Source organism: Streptomyces sp. NPDC043427 (assembly GCF_056436655.1).
This window is the reverse complement of record NZ_JBWKCC010000022.1, coordinates 13,320-29,626: the sequence shown is the minus strand read 5'-3', so window position 1 is coordinate 29,626 and position 16,307 is coordinate 13,320. Positions and strand designations below refer to the sequence as shown.

Genomic DNA, 16,307 nt, shown 5'->3' with positions numbered 1-16,307 from the left:
GGCTTCATTTTCAACAGGGCCGGGGTATGGCAGCGGCTGCGCCAACATGTCGTCGTAGGCGCCGGAGTGCAGCAGATCCCGACGCCGCGCGGCAGCGCCGCTCACGTCCCCGACGGCCGCGGCTGCTCCGGCGGAACCGAGCTCTCGGCAACCGCCATCCACTGGTCCAGGTCGGTCTGGGTGAATTCTGCCCACGGTGGGATTCCGGGGAGCTGGCGGAGGAGGTCGTAGGCCTCGGGGATCTGGGCTCCGCGGAGGACCGGGCAGTGGCAGCCGGCGATGACCTCGGCGTTCAGGTGTTGGAAGTCGGTGACGACCGTCCCGAACTTTTGGGCGTCCAGCATGGCGACCCAGGGGGAGACCAGGCTTCCGCCGAAGAACTGGCCGTCGCGGAATTCGTCTGGCGACAGCGCCGCCATTTCGGGCATAGGGGTCGGCACGTTCGTGGCGAAGGTGTCTACGGCCCACAGGACGTTGGCCTTCGGGTCGAAGAGGGCGCGGGTTGTGGGGTTGTCGTACAGGGGCGGTCGCTTGGCGACCAGGGTGCGATCACCCGCGTCGATCGTGTCGCCGTCGGTCATGAAGCGGCACCGGTTGACGGGGGTCTCCCACTCCTCGGCCATGCGGCCGATGGAGAACCATGTCGTCAGCAGGGTCGCGTTCGGGCATTCCGCGAGGACCGCCAGGAGGTTGCCGGCGTGGTCGCGGTCGTCGTGGGTGAGGAAGATCCACCGTACGTCCAGGGGATCCACGACGGACCAGGCTGCCTCCAGCCACTGGGAGCGCACTGCGGGCGCCCCGGTGTCCACGAGGACCGGTTCGGTTCCCCGGATCACCATCGAGTTCATCGGGAAGTGGCCGACCGGCGGGGCCTCAAGGGCCCACGGGATGACGAACGTCTCCTCGGCGATCTTGTACGGCTGCAGAAGGTCGAAACTCTCCATGATTGTCATCGCTGCTCTCCCTAGGACGGAGTCGCCGCAGCGTCCATGAATCCAGTGCAGCCCCGTGCCGGACTGTCGTCAAACGCAGAACTCGTGACGGTCGGCTTCGGTGAGCGACGAAGGGGGCGCGGTCGGCGCCGGCCGGTCCGGGGCCGTGCTTGGGCGGGCGGCCGTCAACGCAGTGGGTGAGCCCGACTGCGTCGGTTCTCGTACCAGCGCCAAGGACTCAAGAAATGGGCAAGGGCCTTGGATCACCGTAGTGATACAAGGCCCTGACCTACGATGACAGTTCATCGAACTGTCGGGACGACAGGATTTGAACCTGCGACCCCTTGACCCCCAGTCAAGTGCGCTACCAAGCTGCGCCACGTCCCGTCGCGCGCACTCGGGGTGACCCGCGTGATCGCTCGGACAGCACTTTACCTCACGTCGGGCGTCGCGCCGAAGCGGGCATGGGACGCGGGACAATCGAGGGATGAGCGACACAGGGCGGACGGGCGGCACCTCCCCGGCTCGGCGAGTCGGTGCGCGGGATCGGGACAGCGAGGGGCGGGCACGGAACGCGCGGCCGCGTGACGGGCTCGGGCGGCCGCTGCCGTACGGGGCGGAGGGGGTGGGCCGGCAGCCCGAGGGGGTCGTACGGACCCCGGACGCGAGTGTCACCGAGGCGCAGGCGCTGCTGGACGAGGGGAAGCCGTTCCACGCGCACGAGGTCTTCGAGGACGCCTGGAAGTCGGGGCCCGAGGAGGAGCGGGCCCTGTGGCGGGGGCTCGCCCAGCTCGCGGTGGGGCTCACGCACACGGCCCGCGGCAACGTCACGGGCGGGGTCCGGCTGCTGCGGCGCGGCGCGGGGGCCGTGGAGGAGTGGGCGTCGGCGCGCGCGCTGTGGCAGCCGTACGGCATGGATCTCGCCGGCCTGGTCGCCTGGGCGCGCGAACTGGCGGAGACGGTCGAGCGCGACGGCCGACCGGTGGACGCGCGGGAGCGGGCACCCCGGCTGCGGGAGCCCTAGGAGCGGGCACCCCGGCCGCGCGATCCGTAGCGCGGGCGGACGCGGTGCACGCGTTGTCAGTGGCGTACGGCAGACTCGTGGCGTGCGAAAGATTCATGTCATCGGGATCGGGGCGGGCGACCCCGAGCAGCTGACCCTGCAGGCGGTCCGGGCGCTGCGCGGCACGGACGTGTTCTTCGTCCTGGACAAGGGCGAGGTGAAGAGCGACCTCACCCAGCTGCGCCGGGACATGCTCGACGCGCACATACCGCAGGGGACGTACCGCCTGGTGCAGGCGCGCGACCCGGAGCGGGACCGGAAGGCGGGCGGTGCCGCGTACTCACCGGCCGTCGGGGACTGGCGCAGTGCCCGCGCCGACATCTACGAGCGGCTGATCGCCGAGGAGCTGGGCGAGGACGAGAGCGGGGCGTTCCTGGTGTGGGGCGATCCCGCGCTGTACGACAGCACGCTCGGGATCCTCCAGGAGGTGCTGGAGCGCGGCACTGTGGCCTTCGATTACGACGTCGTGCCCGGGATCAGCAGTGTCTCGGCGCTCGTCGCCCGGCACCGCACGGGACTGAACCGGGTGGCCCGCCCGGTGCAGATCACCACGGGGCGGCGGCTGGCCGAGGGGTTCCCGCAGGGAGTGGACGACATCGTCGTGATGTTGGACGCGCACCAGACCTTCCGGCAGTACGCCGACCAGGACATCGACATCTACTGGGGCGCCTACATAGGCACCCCGGACGAGATCCTCGACTCCGGCCCGATCGCCGAGGCGGCGCCCCGCATCGAGCGGCTGCGTGCGGAGGCGCGCGAGCGCAAGGGGTGGATCATGGACACATATCTGCTGCGGCGGAACCCGAAGGACGCGTAAGGCGCACGGCGGGGCCTGACACGCACGCCGCACGCTCGCGGACCGTCCCCGCATGCGGGGCCGCTCCACCGGTGTGACCGTGACCTCGCGACCGTCGTAGGCGGGTGCCCGCGAGGCCGCGGTGATCACCAGGGTGTGGGGCACGTTCGCACCGTCGACCGGACCCGCGTATCGCCCTCACCGCGGGCTGATCCCCAGGCCCCGCTCACTGCGGGCTGAACCCCAGCCCAGCCAGCGCAGCGAGTACGTCGGGGACCGTGGTCACGCCCTCAGGGAGCGGTGGGCGTCGTACGACCACGACCGGTAGGCCCAGGTGCCGGGCCGCCGAGAGTTTCGCCGCTGTCGCCTCTCCCCCGCTGTCCTTCGTCACCACGACGTCCACGCGGTGCTCCCGCAGCAGCGCCGACTCGTCGGCCACGGTGAACGGGCCGCGCGCCAGCAGCACCTCGAGGTGCGGGGGCATGGGAGGCTCGGGCGGTTCCACGGAGCGGGCGACGAAGTGGAGGTCGGTGAGACCGGCGAAGGCGGCGAGCCCCAGACGGCCCGTGGTGAGGAGGACTCGGCGGCCGATCCGCGGGAGCAGCTCCGCGGCGGCGGCGAGGGAGTCGACGAAGTGCCAGCGGTCGCCGGGGCCCGGCTGCCAGCCCGGTCGGCGCAGCACCAGCAGCGGCAGTCCCGTCGCCGTCGCGGCCCGTGCCGCGTTGGCCGTGATGCCGGCGGCGAAGGGGTGCGTGGCGTCGACCAGCGCGTCCACGCCGTACTCGCGCAGCCACTCGGCCAGCCCTTCCGCCCCGCCGAAACCGCCGACGCGTACGTCCCCTTCCAACGCCCCCGGCCGTGACACCCGTCCGGCCAGCGACGTCGTCACCCGTACGCCGGGACGCGCGGCCAGCTCGGCGGCGAGGCGGCGGGCCTCGGTGGTGCCGCCGAGGACGAGGACGTGCGGGGACATGGCCTCGAGCGTACGAGGCGTCACGGCAGCCGAGGGATCCGGGGCGGGTTCCCAGCGGCCCGCGAGGGCGCCCTGCGGGGCGCCCGGCGCCGCGTTATCGTCCCGGCATGGACGCAGTGCGGGCCGTACTGATCGACATCGACGGGGTGCTGACGGTCTCGTGGCAGCCGTTGCCTGGCGCGGTGGACGCGCTGCGCGAGATCCGGGACGCCGGGCTCGCCGTCGTGCTGGTCACCAACACCACCTCCCGCACGCGCGCGTCGATCGCCGGCACGCTGGAGGACGCGGGCTTCCCGGTGACCGCCGACGACATCCTCACGGCGCCCGCCGTGACCGCCGCACACCTCGCCGACCGGGCCCCGGGAGCGCGCTGCGTGCTGCTGAACAGTGGCGGTGGCATCGGCGGTGACATCGCGGAGGATCTGGCCGGGGTCACGGTGGTCGACGACGACGGCGGCGGCAACAGCGCCGGTGACGTGGACGTGGATGTCGTCATCGTCGGCGGTGCCGGGCCCGAGTTCGGCTACGAGGCGCTGAACCGGGCCTTCGGGCATCTCCAGCGGGGTGCGCGGCTGGTGGCCATGCACCGGAACCTGTACTGGCGTACCGACGCCGGGCTCCAGCTCGACTCGGGGGCGTTCCTGGCGGGCCTGGAGGCGGCCGCGCGGGTCGAGGCCGAGGTCACCGGGAAGCCGTCGCCGGCGTTCTTCGCCGCCGCGCTGGGGCATCTCGGGGTCGGCGCGGACGAGGCGCTGATGGTGGGCGACGACATCGAGTCCGACGTACTGGCGGCGCAGCGGGCCGGGATCACGGGGGTACTGGTGAAGACGGGCAAGTACCTGCCGAAGACCCATCAAACGGCCGGCGGCACGCCTGATCACGTGGTCGACTCCTTCGCCGATCTGCCCGCCCTCCTGGGGCTAGGGCCCTTCTGATGGATCTCCGCGGCGTCGCGACGCCCGGCACGCACTCTCGCCGCCCCGTGCGAAAGCCCGAGTACGCCCAGTACGAGGGCTTCCGCACGGCACGCCGAGAGCACGCACCGGACGCCGCTCCTTCTCCCGCGGAGATCCATCAGAAGGGCCCTAGCGAAGTAGCAGCTGTACGCCGCCCACCACCGTCGCCGCGATCACCAACTGCTCGAACAGGCGCTGGTTGATCCGGTTCACGGCCCACTTGCCGAACAGTGCCCCGGCAACGACGAACGCGACGAGCGCGGCGTCCAGGAGCAGCGAGGGGCCGTCGATCAGGCCGAGGCCGACACTGAAGGGCACCTTGGAGATGTTCACGATCAGGAAGAAGAACGCCGACGTGCCCAGGAAGCCGAGCTTCCGGAAGCCCGCCGACAGCAGGTACATCGACATCACCGGGCCGCCCGCGTTGGCGACCATCGTGGTGAAGCCGCCGAGGACGCCGTAGGAGCGGGCCTTGACGCGGCCCGTGCGGGTGCTGACCGAGTCCGGCTCGTCCTCGGCGTCGGCCGTCCGTCGCCGCCACAGCGTGACCGCCGCCATCAGCAGCAGGATCGCACCGATCGACGTCCGTACGATCTCGTCGTCGGCCCACATCAGGAACACCGCCCCGACGACCACACCGGCGGCAACCGCCGGGAACAGACGCCACAGGGTGGGCCAGTGGGCGTGCCGACGGTAGGTGAGGACGGCCAGGACGTCACCGGCGATCAGGATCGGCAGCAGGACGCCCGTGGAGGCGCGGGCGGGGAGGACCGCCGCGAAGATCGCCAGGCTGACGGTGTTGGCGCCGCTGACGGCGGTCTTGGAGAAGCCGACGAGGAGGGCGGCGAAGGCGAGGGCGGCGAAGTTCCAGGCGGTGAGGTGTGTGATCGTGTCCATGCGGGTTCTGATGCTAAGCGCAGGTGAGCGGGGGTTGTAAGCGCCGTCTCGCCTGGTGGTTGCCGGTGTTGCTGTGGGCCTCGCCGGGGGCTGCCGCCCCCCTCAGCGGATCTCGACCGGCGCTGGACCGCCCCCCCCCGACGACGTCGCCCGGCTTGCCGCCGACGGCATCGCGGCCGGCGCGTACGAAGCGCTCCTCAGTGCCTCTCCACCAGCACCGCGCTCCCCTGCCCCACCCCCACGCACATCGTCGCCAGCCCCCGCTCCGACCCCGTGCGCCGCATCCGGTGCAGCAGTGTCGTCAGGATGCGCGCGCCCGAGCAGCCCAGCGGGTGTCCGAGGGCGATCGCTCCGCCACTGGGGTTGACGAGGTCGGGGTCGATGCCGAGCTGGTCGACGCAGGCGAGGGCCTGGGCGGCGAAGGCCTCGTTGAACTCGGCCTCCTGGAGGTCGGCGACGTTCCACTGGGCGCGGGCGAGCGCCTTGTGGGTGGCGGGGACCGGGCCGATGCCCATGACGTCGGGGTGGACGCCGGCGGAGGCGCCGGCGACGTAGCGGCCGAGGGACTCGAGGCCCAAGTGGTTGAGGGCCTCCTCGCTGACGAGGAGGAGGCCGGCGGCGCCGTCGTTCATGGGGGAGGCGTTGCCCGCGGTGACCGTGCCGCCCTCGCGGAAGACGGGCTTCAGACTGGCCAGCTTCTCGTGCGAGGTGTCCTCGCGTACGCATTCGTCGGCGGCGACGACGACGCCGTCCGGTCGCTCCACGGGCAGGAGCTCGTCGTCGAAGTGGCCGTTCTTGCGGGCGAGGGCGGCGCGCTGGTGGCTGCGCAGGGCGAACTCGTCCTGGCGTTCGCGGGGGATGCCGTACCGGGCGGCGACCTCTTCCGCCGTCTCACCCATGGAGAGCAGACCGTGGAGTTCCCTCATCGCCGGGTTGACCAGGCGCCAGCCGAGCCGGGTGTCGACGGTCTCGACGCGGTGCGGGAGGGCCTCGTCGGGGCGGGCCAGGACGAAGGGGGCGCGGCTCATCGACTCGGAGCCGCCCGCGATCACGATGTCGGCCTCGCCGGCGGCGATGGTACGGGCGGCCGTGGTGACGGCCTCCAGGCCGGAGGCGCACAGCCGGTTGACCGTGGCGCCCGGCACGGACTCGGGGAGGCCGGCGAGGAGCGCGGCCATGCGGGCGACGTTGCGGTTGTCCTCGCCGGCCTGGTTGGCGGCACCCCAGTAGACATCGTCGACGCGAGCCGGGTCGAGCGCGGGCACGTCGGAGACCAGGCCACGGATCACGGCGGCGGCGAGATCGTCCGGCCGCACGCCGGAGAGAGCGCCGCGGAGCTTGCCGATGGGGGTGCGGCGGGCGGCCGCGAAGTGGACGGGGCGCACGACAGGACTCCTGATCACGGGGGACGACCACGTTAATTAGCGCTGCTAGTTTTAGACTATAGACCGACGTACGGGCACGGGGAAGAACGAGCCCGCCGCACAGGCCTGTTTGCACCGGTTCGCCAGGGGCACCCGCGCCCCCATGGAGTGGTTGCGCAGTGCCGCCTGCGTGGGAGAGGACCCCGAGTTGTTCTTCCCCGTTGGCTCGACAGGACCGAGTCTGCGGGACATCGCGGCTGCCAAGCGCGTCTGCGCCCGCTGCCCGGTGATCACCGAATGTCTCGCCTTCGCCCTGAGCAGCGGACAGGCCTCGGGCGTGTGGGGCGGGACCTGCGAGGAGGAGCGCGCGGAACTGCTCCGTACCGCGAGGCAACGGAAACAAAGGAGAAGCACGGTATGACCGTCGTGAAGAGCCCGCTTCCCGAAGAGGCCCGTCAGGTCACCGGGGACGCGCTGCAGAGCACTCTCGTGGATCTCCTCGGGCTCTCCTTGATCGGGAAGCAGGCGCACTGGAACATCGTGGGTCCGCGGTTCCGCTCGATCCACCTCCAGCTCGACGAGGTGGTCTCGACGGCCCGGTCGTACGCCGACACGGTCGCCGAACGTTCCTCGGCGCTCGGTCTGCCGCCGGACGGTCGCCCCGAGACGATCGCCTCGGCGTTCACCCTGCCGAGTCCGAAGGACGGCTGGCTGCGTGACTCGGACGTCGTCCAGGTGATCGCCGAGACGCTGAACGCGGCCATCGGACGGCTGCGCGAGCGGATCGACGCGACCGAGAAGGCTGATCCGGTCACCCAGGACCTGCTCATCGGCATCACCGCCGATCTGGAGAAGCAGCGGTGGATGTTCGAGGCCGAGAACGCGTCGCCGGACAGCTGACCGGGCGGGGCCGAGACAAGACCCACGCAGAGAAGGCCCACACAGAGAAGGGGCACCCATGACCGACGCCCTCGAACTCGACGCGCTGTGGGAGGACTTCCACCGCGCGGTGAACATGACCTCGCAGGAGCTCGCCGCCTGGCTGCGGGTCCGCGACGCCGACGAGAACGCGGAGCCGCTGCCCGAGGAGGCCGGCTCGCCCACCGGGCAGCACGTCCTGGCGATCCTCCAGAAGCGGCGCACCGACCTCACCGACGACGACATCCGGGTGATGTACCGGGTCGTCGACACGGTCACCGCCCAGGCGGACGTGGAGAACGAGCCCGAGCCGGAGGAGACCCGGCGGCGCCACCGGCTGATGACCATCGGGCACGACCCGCTCAGGCCATGAGCGAGAAGCCGTGAGCGAGAAGCCATGAGCGACCAGGAGCGCGTCGTACGGGCTCTCGTCGGCGCACACGGGCGGACGTACGCGGAGGATGCGGGCATCCGGCTGCGGGATACCCCGCAGCCGCTGTACCGACTGCTGGTGCTGGCCGTGCTGCTCAGCGCCCGCATCCGCGCCTCCGTCGCGGTCGCCGCGGCGCGGGCCCTGTACGAGGCGGGCCTGCGTGATCCACGCCGGATGGCCGAGGCCGACTGGCAGCGGCGGGTGGACGCGCTGGGCCGGGGCGGCTACCGGCGCTACGACGAGCGGACGGCCACACAACTCGGCGACGGCGCCACGCTGTTGACGGAGCGGTGGGGCGGTGATCTGCGACGGCTGCGCGCGGAAGCGGACGGTGACGTCGCCGCGCTGCACAGGCTGCTCCAGGAGATCCCCGGGATGGGCCCGGCCGGCGCCGACATCTTCCTGCGCGAGGTGCAGCGGGTGTGGCCGGAGGTCGCGCCCCGTCTGGACCCCAAGGCGCTGTCGGGCGCGGAGCGGCTCGGGCTGCCGAAGGATCCCGACCGCCTGGTCACGCTCGCGGGCGACACCGAACCGGCCGTGCTCGCGGCCGCGTTGGTGCGTGCGGCCCTGGACAAGGACGTGGCCGAAGACAGTCTCCGCCGGGCCGCGTGATCATGTAAGACTGCTCGAACGCATCGCACACCCGTACGGCTTGTACGTCTCGTACGGCGTGTCCAGCCATCGAGCAGAGGAGCAGCGTGTGACCGGGACCGAGTCGGCCGGCCGACGGATCGACACGAGTCGGCCGCATCCGGCCCGGGTGTACGACTGGTTCCTCGGCGGCAAGGACAACTACCCGGTCGACGAGGAACTCGGGCGGCAGATGGAGGCGGGAGCGCCCCGGGCCGCCCGCGCCAACCGCTGGTTCATGCACCGCACCACGCGCCTGCTCGCCCGGGAGGCGGGAATCCGCCAGTTCCTCGACATCGGCTCGGGCATCCCGACCGAGCCGAACCTCCACCAGATCGCCCAGTCCGCCGCGCCGGACGCGCGGGTCGTCTACGTCGACAACGACCCGATCGTCCTCGCCCACGCGGCCGCTCTGCTGCACGGCACACCGGAAGGCGCCACGGAGTACGTCCAGGCCGACGCGCGTGATCCCCGCGCCATCCTCGAACAGGCCGCCCAAGTCCTGGACTTCGACCGCCCGGTCGCCCTGTCGCTCATCGCCCTGCTGCACTTCATCGCCGACGAGGACGGCGCGTACGACGTGGTGGAGACACTGGTCGACGCGCTGGCCCCGGGCAGTTGTCTGGTGCTGTCCGCGATGACCGCCGACTTCGAGCCGGAGGAGGTACGGCAGGGCATCGCCGCGTACGCGGCCGGGGGCGTGACCCTGGTGGCCCGCTCGCAGGCGGAAGTGGGCCGCTTCTTCAAGGGACTCGACCTCGTCGAACCGGGGATCGTCTCCGTGGCGGACTGGCGCCCCGAGCTCGCGGAGGGCGAGTCGGCCCTCGGCCCGGGGCCGGTGTCGCTGTACGGGGCGGTCGGCCGCAAGGTCTGACTGACCGGCGGTGACGGCGTGTTCAGGTGAGGCGGCTCAACGCGGCCGACACCAGCGTCCGTACGCCCGGGACGAGCACCGACAGGTCGGGGGCGAACAGCGGACTGTGGTTGCCGGGCACGTTGTCGAGCTTCCCCGGCAGGTCCTCGCCCGGCGCCGCCTCCCACACGTCGGCCGGGGTCGAGGTCACGAACCAGTAGTCGTAGGGCACGCCTTGGGGAGCGAGGAGGGAGAAGTCCTCGCTGCCCATCACCGGGCCGAAGTCCAGCACCCTGTCCGCGCCGAGGAGTTCGCGGTGCACGGCGGCGATCTCCCGGTCGAGAGCGGTGTCGTTGACGGTGTTCGGGTAGCCGGGCAGTACGGTGACCTCCGGCGGCACCGGGCAGCCCGCGGCCAGGCACTCGCCCTCGACGACCCGCCGGACCGCGGCGAGAAGACGTTCGCGTGTCCAGGACGACTGGGTGCGCAGGTTCAACGCGAGCCGGGCCTCGGCGGGAATGACGTTGTTCTTGGTCCCGGCGTGGAACTGACCGACCGTCAGCACCGCCGCCTCCTTGGCCGCGACCTCCCGCGAGATGACGGACTGCAACCGGGTGACGACGTACGCGGCCGTCACGACCGGGTCCACGGTCGACTCCGGGCGCGAGCCGTGGCCGCCGACGCCGTGCACCACGACGTCGATGTCGTCGGACGCCGACATGACCAGGCCCGAGGTGTGGGAAGTGAAACCGGCGAGCCCGGGCGCGACGTGCTGCCCGAACACCACGTCGGGGCGCGGGAAGCGCTCGTGGACGCCGTCCGCGACCATCGCCCCCGCTCCGCCGCCGGCCTCCTCCGCGGGCTGCCCGACCACGACCAGCGTGCCCGACCAGGTCGCACGGGCGGCGGCGAGCGCCTCGGCGGCGCCGACCAGCCAGGCGACGTGCAGGTCGTGGCCGCAGGCGTGCATGACGCCGTCGACGGTGGAGGCGTGGTCGAGGCCGGTGGCCTCCCGCACCGGCAGCGCGTCCATGTCGGCGCGCAGCCACACCACCGGCCCTTCCCCGTTCGCGAGCACCCCGACGACCCCGGTACCGGCCACGCCCTCCGTCACCTCGTACCCGGCCGCGCGCAGCCGTCCGGCGAGCCTGGCCGCGGTGCGGTGTTCCTGGAAGGAGAGCTCGGGGTGGCGGTGCAGGTCGCGGTAGAAGTCCTCCAGGTCGCCGGTCTTCAGCCCGGCGGCCAGGTCCTGGGTGAGACGGGCGACGACGGCCGGTTCACTCATGCTGCTTCCCTCTCCTCGACCACGCTGGGGTCCCTCTGCTCGACACGGCCGCACGGTACGCCGCTTCGTTCAGCGCGTGCCCGCCCGGCTGCCGGGAATGCCCATCCCCGGCCGATCCCGTTCGCACGGGCAGACCACGTCCCTCAGCTCTCGTGCTTCCCCACCGGAAACACCGCCCGTACCTCCCACCCGTGTCCGGTCCGCGGCCCCGCGTGCAGTTCGCCGCCGATCGCGGTCACCCGTTCCTTCAGGCCGACGAGGCCGAAGCCGCCGCCGTGGGCGGCGTCGGGGAGCTGGGTGCCGCCGCGGCCGTCGTCGGTCACCGCCGCCTCCAGCCGGTCCCCGTCGCGCCGCAGCCAAACGGCGACCTCGCCGGCGTCGGCCGCGTGCCGCCGTACGTTCGTCAACGCCTCCTGGACCACCCGGAAGGCCGCCGCCTGCACCTCGTGCGGGAGGTGGTCGGAGACGGCGGGGTCGCGGTGGAGGGTGACGCGCTGGCCCGGGGTCGCGAAGCCCTCGGTCAGTTCGGCGATGCCCGCCAGATCGCCGACCGGGCGGCGGTCGGCGGCGTCCGGGCCGGTGTCCCGCAGCACGCCGACCGTACGGCGCATGGAGGCCAGCGCCTCCGTGGCGGCCCGTTCGATGCCGGCCAGGACCGGGTCCAGGTCCTGCGGCTGTGTGGTCGCCATCATGCGGGCCATCTGGGTCTGCACGAGGATGCCGGTGACATGGTGGGCGACGAAGTCGTGCAGGTCCGCGGCGATGGCCAGGCGCTCCTCCCGGCGCGTCTCACCGACCGCCACCTCGCGACGGTAGTCCAGGGAGCGCAGATAGCCGGCGAGCCCGCCGACCAGGCCGATGAGCGCGAGACCCACGACCATCCCGCCCTGTGCCTCGCCGGCCCGGACCGACTGGAAGTAGCGCACCGACAGGGCGAGGAGAGCCGCGCCGTCCAGGACACCGCACACCACGGCCCAGGGCTGCGGGCAGTGCCGTACGGCGATGAACAGCAGGCACAGCAGGACGACCACCTCGGCCGGCCCGAACAACGTCGGCCGGTCGGTGAGGAGCGCCACCGCCGTGTACGCCACGGACAGCAGAGCGGGCACGGCGGTGCGCAGCTGCGGGGTGAGCCATCGCGGCCGTCGCGGGGCGGGCCAGAGCACGGCGGCGAGGCCGGCGAGCAGCACCAGGACGGGCGGCCACAGCGCCTGGGAGTTGGCGCCGGCGATGGCCACGTCGTAGACGGAGGCACCGAGCAGGGCGCCCACGGCGACTCCCCGGGCGCAGCCCCGGCCGGCAACGGATCTCATGCCGGTCACCGTATGCGAGCCCCCGGGCGGCCGGATCGGCCGAACGGTCGAGGGGCCGGTCCGTGAACCCTGGCCGTATGGCCGAGGCGCGCGCGGCGCCGCGCGGGCGAGGGTGGAGCCACTTCCCAGCCCTTTTGCCCATCAGCCTTTCGGGAGCACGTGATGCAGCCCAGCAGGTTCGTCGTGGGGGTGGTCGGGGGTGCCACCGTGGTGGTCGCCCTCGGCACGCTCGTCACCCATCTCATCGCCGACACCGAGTCGACCACCGAGCTGGACGAACACAGCACGGTGCTGGTCGGCGGACACGAGGCGCTGGCCCCCGACATCGTCGCGAGCCGTACGCAGGGCAAGTACCACCCGCTGCCCTGGGTCGGGCGGAAGGTCCAGGACGTGGCCTGCCCGACCGGGCTGAAGGCGGTGGCGGGCGCCACCCTCACGTGCACCGGCAGGACGAGCGACGGGAAGACCATCGACATCCGCGTGGCCGTGACCAGGGCGACGGACTCCTCCGTCACGTGGAAGTTCGACCGCTGAGAGCGCTGAGCGCACTGGGCGCACTGGCGCACTGAAGAAGGAGTCACGGCAGATCATGAGCACCGTCCTGGCCGGTCACGGCCTCGTCAAAAAGTACGGCTCCACCACCGCGCTGGCCGGGGTGGACGTCGAGGTCGGCGAGCGCGACTCGTTGGCGATCATGGGTCCTTCGGGGTCCGGCAAGTCCACCCTGCTGCACGCCCTGGCCGGAATCGTCCGGCCCGAGGGCGGGCAGGTCCTGCTGCGCGGCGAGCGCATCGACGCGCTGGGCGAGAACCGGCTCAGCGCGCTGCGCCGCAAGCGGTTCGGGTTCGTCTTCCAGTTCGGTCAGCTGCTGCCCGAGTTGCCCGCTGAGGAGAACGTCGCCCTGCCGCTGATGCTGGAGGGCACCCCGCGCAGGACAGCCGTCGAGCGGGCCCGCCGCTGGTTCGCGCCGCTGGGCCTCGACGGCCTGGAGGGGCGCCGCCCCGGTCAGCTCTCCGGCGGCCAGGCCCAGCGGGTGGCGATCGCCCGTGCCCTGGCCGTGGAGCCGGACGTGGTCTTCGCCGACGAGCCCACCGGCGCGCTGGACCAGGCCACCAGCGAGGAGGTCGTCCGGCTGCTGACCTCCGTCACCCGCGCGCAGGGCGCCGCCCTGGTCATGGTCACCCACGACGCCGACGTCGCCGCCCACTGCGACCGCATCCTCCAAGTCCGCGACGGCCGGATCAGCGGCCACACGCAGTACACGGTCAGCTGAGCGCTCGGTCGGCACCCGCGCCGACACGTCGTCCGCGTGCCCTGGCCCCGCACACCCGACGGGCCGCCGCGCGCCCGGGCCCCGCCGACCTGACACGACATCGCGTGCCGCGGCCACGCCCACGGGGGCACATCACCGCCTGCCCCGACCCGCAAGTCGCCGTCCGGACCGGCCCAACCCACACCACACACCGCGGCCCGCGCCAGCCCACCCACACCCGACTCACCGCTGCCCAGCCCACACCACACACCGCCGTCCAGACCGGCCCAACCCACACCACCGCCCGCCCCAGCCCTCCCACACCCCACTCACTGCCTGACCCGGCCCTCCCACACGACACCACACCTCACCGCCTGACCCAGCCGAACCCACACCACACACCACCGCCCGCCCCAGCCGAACAGAGCGGCTCGCCCGCCCCGGCCCGCACACCCGGCACACCGCCGCCGGCCCGCGCTCACGCCAAACCCACCCCGCGTTTCGCCGCCCGCCCCGGCCCCGCACCCAGAGCCCCGGAGACCCCATGCGTTCCCCCGTCCTGCCCCTGACCTGGCACCTCGCCCGGTCCTCCGGCCGTCGCGGCCTGCAGAGTCAGCTGCTCGCGGCCGGGGCCGCCGCTGTCGGCGCGTTCGTGATGCTGGTGTTGATCGCCGCGAGCCTCGGCTCGGGTGCCCGCGCCGACCGCACCGCCTGGCGCACCCCCGAGCCCGCGAAGCACGGCACCGCCGTCCAGGCGCTCGCCACGACCTACGTCCGCCACGAACCCGTCACCGTCGTCTCGCTGGCCCAGTTGCCCGGCCGCGCGCAGACCCCCGCACCGCCCGGCCTCGACGCCTTCCCGAAGAAGGGCGAGCTGTACCTCTCCCCCGCCCTCGCCGAGCTGGTCCATGAGCTGCCCCCGGGCCAACTGGCCGACCGCTTCCCCCCATCCGCCAAGGGCACGTCGTACGGCACGATCGGCGCCGCCGGACTCGCCTCACCGGACGAGCTGGTGGCCGTGGTGGGCCGGGCGCCGACCGACCCGCCGATGTCGAAGGCGGTGGAGGACGCCGGCAACTGGTTCGCCATGGGGCAGGCCGCGCGGGCCGAGATCTCCGGGTTCTCCGGGACGAAGGCGAGCATGTTCACGGCCACGGACCAGGTGACGGCGCTGGTGGGGGTCGTGCTCCTCGCGATGCCCGTGGTCGTGCTGTCCTCGGCGGCCGGGCGGCTCGGCGCGGCCCGCCGCGAGCAGCGACTCGCCGCGCTCCGGTTGGCCGGGGCGACCCCGCGGCAGATCATCGCCATGACCGCCGCCGAGGCCACGGCCGTCGGCGCGACCGGCGCCCTCGCGGGCGCGCTCGCCTACGTGGCGCTGCTGCCGCTGCTGGCGCAGGTGCCGTACGGCGTGGGCAGCTGGTACACCCACCAGTTGTGGGTGGGTCTGCCCTGGTTCGCGGCCGTGGTCGCGGCGGTCACCGCGCTCATCACCGTCAGCGCGGTGTCGATGCTGCGCCAGGTGGCGTCCTCGCCGCTGGGGGTCGCCCAGCAGGCGAACCCGCGCCGCACCCGGATGATCCGGATGGTGCTCTTCGTGGTGGCCCTCCTGTGCGTCTTCCAGTTCAGCGCCGGCGAACTGTCGAGCCGTCAGGCGCTCGCCCTCCTGCTGCTGTTCTACGGGGCGTTCTGGCTGTTCGGTCCGTGGGTCGTGGACCGGCTGGGCCGGATCGTGGGCCTCTTCGCGCGCCGCCCGGCGACCCTGCTGGCGGCCCGCAGGCTCAGCGACGACCCGCGCGGGGCCTGGCGTACCGTCAGCGGGCTGGTGCTCGCCGGGTTCGCGGCCGGCTTCTTCTCCGTCAGCCAGCTGGGTACCGAAGGCTCGCAGTACCGGGACCAGGTCGCCGTGGTGACCGCCGACGCGGCCGGCGCCCGGCACGCCGCCACCGAGGCCCGTACGCTGCTGGACCGGGCGGGCGTCACCGCGACCGTCACCGTCGGGCGCGAGGACGACTACGACGGTCTGCTGGGCGGCAGCCCGGGCGTGGTCGCCCGTGTCTCCGGCGGTCCGGAACAGATCGACACCGCCGTCACCGCCCTCACGTCCGTCTCCGCGATCGGCGCGCCGTACACCCAGGACTACGCGACCGCGGTCGACCGCACGGTCATCGGCCGCATCGCCGAGGTCAGCACCGCCACACTGGCCCTGAGCTTCCTCGTGGCGACCGCCTCGGCCGGTCTGACCGCGGCGGCGAACGTCCTCGACCGGCGCCGCGTCTACGGCCTGCTGCGGCTGGCCGGCACCCCGCTGAAGGAGCTGGACCGGGCCAGGCTCCGCGAGACGGTGCTCCCCCTCGTCGTGCTGGCCGGCGGAACCACCGCCATGGGCGTCTACGGCTCCTTCAAGCTCAACAAGGCGCTGGGCTCCACGATCGACACCACCGGCACCCTGCACCTGCTCGCCTGCGTACTCCTCGGCGCCCTGGCCATGTTCGCGGCGATCAGCGCGAGCAGGCCCCTGCTGCGCAGGGTGACCGCGGACCCGGCGCAATCGGCGGACTGACCACAGCACCGACACGACCTGCGGACGGGGCCGCCCACCGGACCGCACGACCGAGAGGCGGCAGGGACACGACCAGAAGGAG

The 16,307-nt window shown here is 72.7% G+C and carries 17 protein-coding genes and 1 tRNA gene; 11 read left to right on the top strand and 7 right to left on the bottom strand.

The annotated features are described in order from the left end of the window. Positions 1-101: 101 nt before the first annotated feature. Both AC067M_RS29670 and AC067M_RS29665 read right to left on the bottom strand, forming a co-directional pair. On the bottom strand, positions 102-953 hold the full coding sequence (locus AC067M_RS29670; protein WP_478700113.1) for an MBL fold metallo-hydrolase: 852 nt from the start codon (positions 951-953) through the stop codon (positions 102-104). 292 nt (positions 954-1,245) lie between these two features. Further along, positions 1,246-1,319: transfer RNA gene (locus AC067M_RS29665), tRNA-Pro, on the bottom strand. A 100-nt stretch (positions 1,320-1,419) separates the two neighbouring features. On the opposite strand from AC067M_RS29665, the gene AC067M_RS29660 reads away from it, so the two are divergent. Then, entirely contained in the window at positions 1,420-1,956 is a 537-nt protein-coding gene (locus tag AC067M_RS29660) for a DUF309 domain-containing protein (protein WP_478700112.1), read from the top strand. A gap of 82 nt (positions 1,957-2,038) precedes the next feature. Further along, entirely contained in the window at positions 2,039-2,812 is a 774-nt protein-coding gene (gene cobF / locus AC067M_RS29655) for a precorrin-6A synthase (deacetylating) (protein WP_478700111.1), read from the top strand. A gap of 205 nt (positions 2,813-3,017) precedes the next feature. On the opposite strand, the gene AC067M_RS29650 is transcribed toward cobF, so the two are convergent. Then, on the bottom strand, positions 3,018-3,764 hold the full coding sequence (locus AC067M_RS29650) for a cobalt-precorrin-6A reductase (RefSeq protein ID WP_478700110.1): 747 nt from the start codon (positions 3,762-3,764) through the stop codon (positions 3,018-3,020). Positions 3,765-3,871: 107 nt separating this feature from the next. On the opposite strand from AC067M_RS29650, the gene AC067M_RS29645 reads away from it, so the two are divergent. Beyond that, the gene (locus AC067M_RS29645) at positions 3,872-4,699 is read left to right on the top strand and encodes an HAD-IIA family hydrolase (protein ID WP_478700109.1); all 828 of its coding nucleotides are present in this window, start codon (positions 3,872-3,874) and stop codon (positions 4,697-4,699) included. 150 nt (positions 4,700-4,849) lie between these two features. On the opposite strand, the gene AC067M_RS29640 is transcribed toward AC067M_RS29645, so the two are convergent. After that, a complete protein-coding gene (locus AC067M_RS29640; protein WP_478700108.1) occupies positions 4,850-5,617 on the bottom strand; it encodes a sulfite exporter TauE/SafE family protein in 768 nt (255 codons plus the stop codon). Positions 5,618-5,814: 197 nt separating this feature from the next. Next, positions 5,815-7,002, bottom strand: a complete 1,188-nt coding sequence (locus AC067M_RS29635; protein ID WP_478700107.1) for a thiolase family protein — start codon at positions 7,000-7,002, stop codon at positions 5,815-5,817. Between the two features lie 142 nt (positions 7,003-7,144). Here AC067M_RS29635 and AC067M_RS29630 point away from each other — a divergent pair, with 142 nt between their 5' ends. From AC067M_RS29630 to AC067M_RS29610, 5 genes are all read left to right on the top strand, one after another. Next, positions 7,145-7,402 (top strand): WhiB family transcriptional regulator, encoded by a 258-nt coding sequence (locus AC067M_RS29630; RefSeq protein WP_478700106.1) that lies wholly within the window; start codon positions 7,145-7,147, stop codon positions 7,400-7,402. Then, the gene (locus AC067M_RS29625; RefSeq protein WP_478700105.1) at positions 7,399-7,881 is read left to right on the top strand and encodes a Dps family protein; all 483 of its coding nucleotides are present in this window, start codon (positions 7,399-7,401) and stop codon (positions 7,879-7,881) included. The genes AC067M_RS29630 and AC067M_RS29625 overlap by 4 nt, the downstream gene beginning before the upstream one ends. 58 nt (positions 7,882-7,939) lie before the next feature. Further along, on the top strand, positions 7,940-8,272 hold the full coding sequence (locus AC067M_RS29620; protein WP_478700104.1) for a DUF3140 domain-containing protein: 333 nt from the start codon (positions 7,940-7,942) through the stop codon (positions 8,270-8,272). A gap of 24 nt (positions 8,273-8,296) precedes the next feature. Further along, complete coding sequence (locus AC067M_RS29615; protein ID WP_478700103.1) at positions 8,297-8,944, top strand: endonuclease; 648 nt, start codon at positions 8,297-8,299, stop codon at positions 8,942-8,944. An 88-nt stretch (positions 8,945-9,032) separates the two neighbouring features. Next, positions 9,033-9,836: an SAM-dependent methyltransferase gene (locus AC067M_RS29610; protein ID WP_478700102.1), complete on the top strand. Its 804-nt coding sequence runs from the start codon at positions 9,033-9,035 to the stop codon at positions 9,834-9,836. Positions 9,837-9,858: 22 nt separating this feature from the next. Here the strand turns inward: AC067M_RS29610 and AC067M_RS29605 are convergent, their stop codons facing one another. Both AC067M_RS29605 and AC067M_RS29600 read right to left on the bottom strand, forming a co-directional pair. Further along, the gene (locus AC067M_RS29605; RefSeq protein ID WP_478700101.1) at positions 9,859-11,100 is read right to left on the bottom strand and encodes an amidohydrolase; all 1,242 of its coding nucleotides are present in this window, start codon (positions 11,098-11,100) and stop codon (positions 9,859-9,861) included. 143 nt (positions 11,101-11,243) lie between these two features. After that, a complete protein-coding gene (locus AC067M_RS29600) occupies positions 11,244-12,413 on the bottom strand; it encodes a sensor histidine kinase (RefSeq protein WP_478700100.1) in 1,170 nt (389 codons plus the stop codon). A 162-nt stretch (positions 12,414-12,575) separates the two neighbouring features. Here AC067M_RS29600 and AC067M_RS29595 point away from each other — a divergent pair, with 162 nt between their 5' ends. The 3 genes from AC067M_RS29595 (at position 12,576) to AC067M_RS29585 (ending at position 16,225) form a co-directional block, all read left to right on the top strand. Further along, positions 12,576-12,947 (top strand): DUF4333 domain-containing protein, encoded by a 372-nt coding sequence (locus AC067M_RS29595; protein WP_478700099.1) that lies wholly within the window; start codon positions 12,576-12,578, stop codon positions 12,945-12,947. Positions 12,948-13,002: 55 nt separating this feature from the next. Next, entirely contained in the window at positions 13,003-13,686 is a 684-nt protein-coding gene (locus AC067M_RS29590; RefSeq protein WP_478700098.1) for an ABC transporter ATP-binding protein, read from the top strand. Between the two features lie 523 nt (positions 13,687-14,209). Then, complete coding sequence (locus AC067M_RS29585; RefSeq protein WP_478700097.1) at positions 14,210-16,225, top strand: FtsX-like permease family protein; 2,016 nt, start codon at positions 14,210-14,212, stop codon at positions 16,223-16,225. Positions 16,226-16,307: the final 82 nt, after the last annotated feature.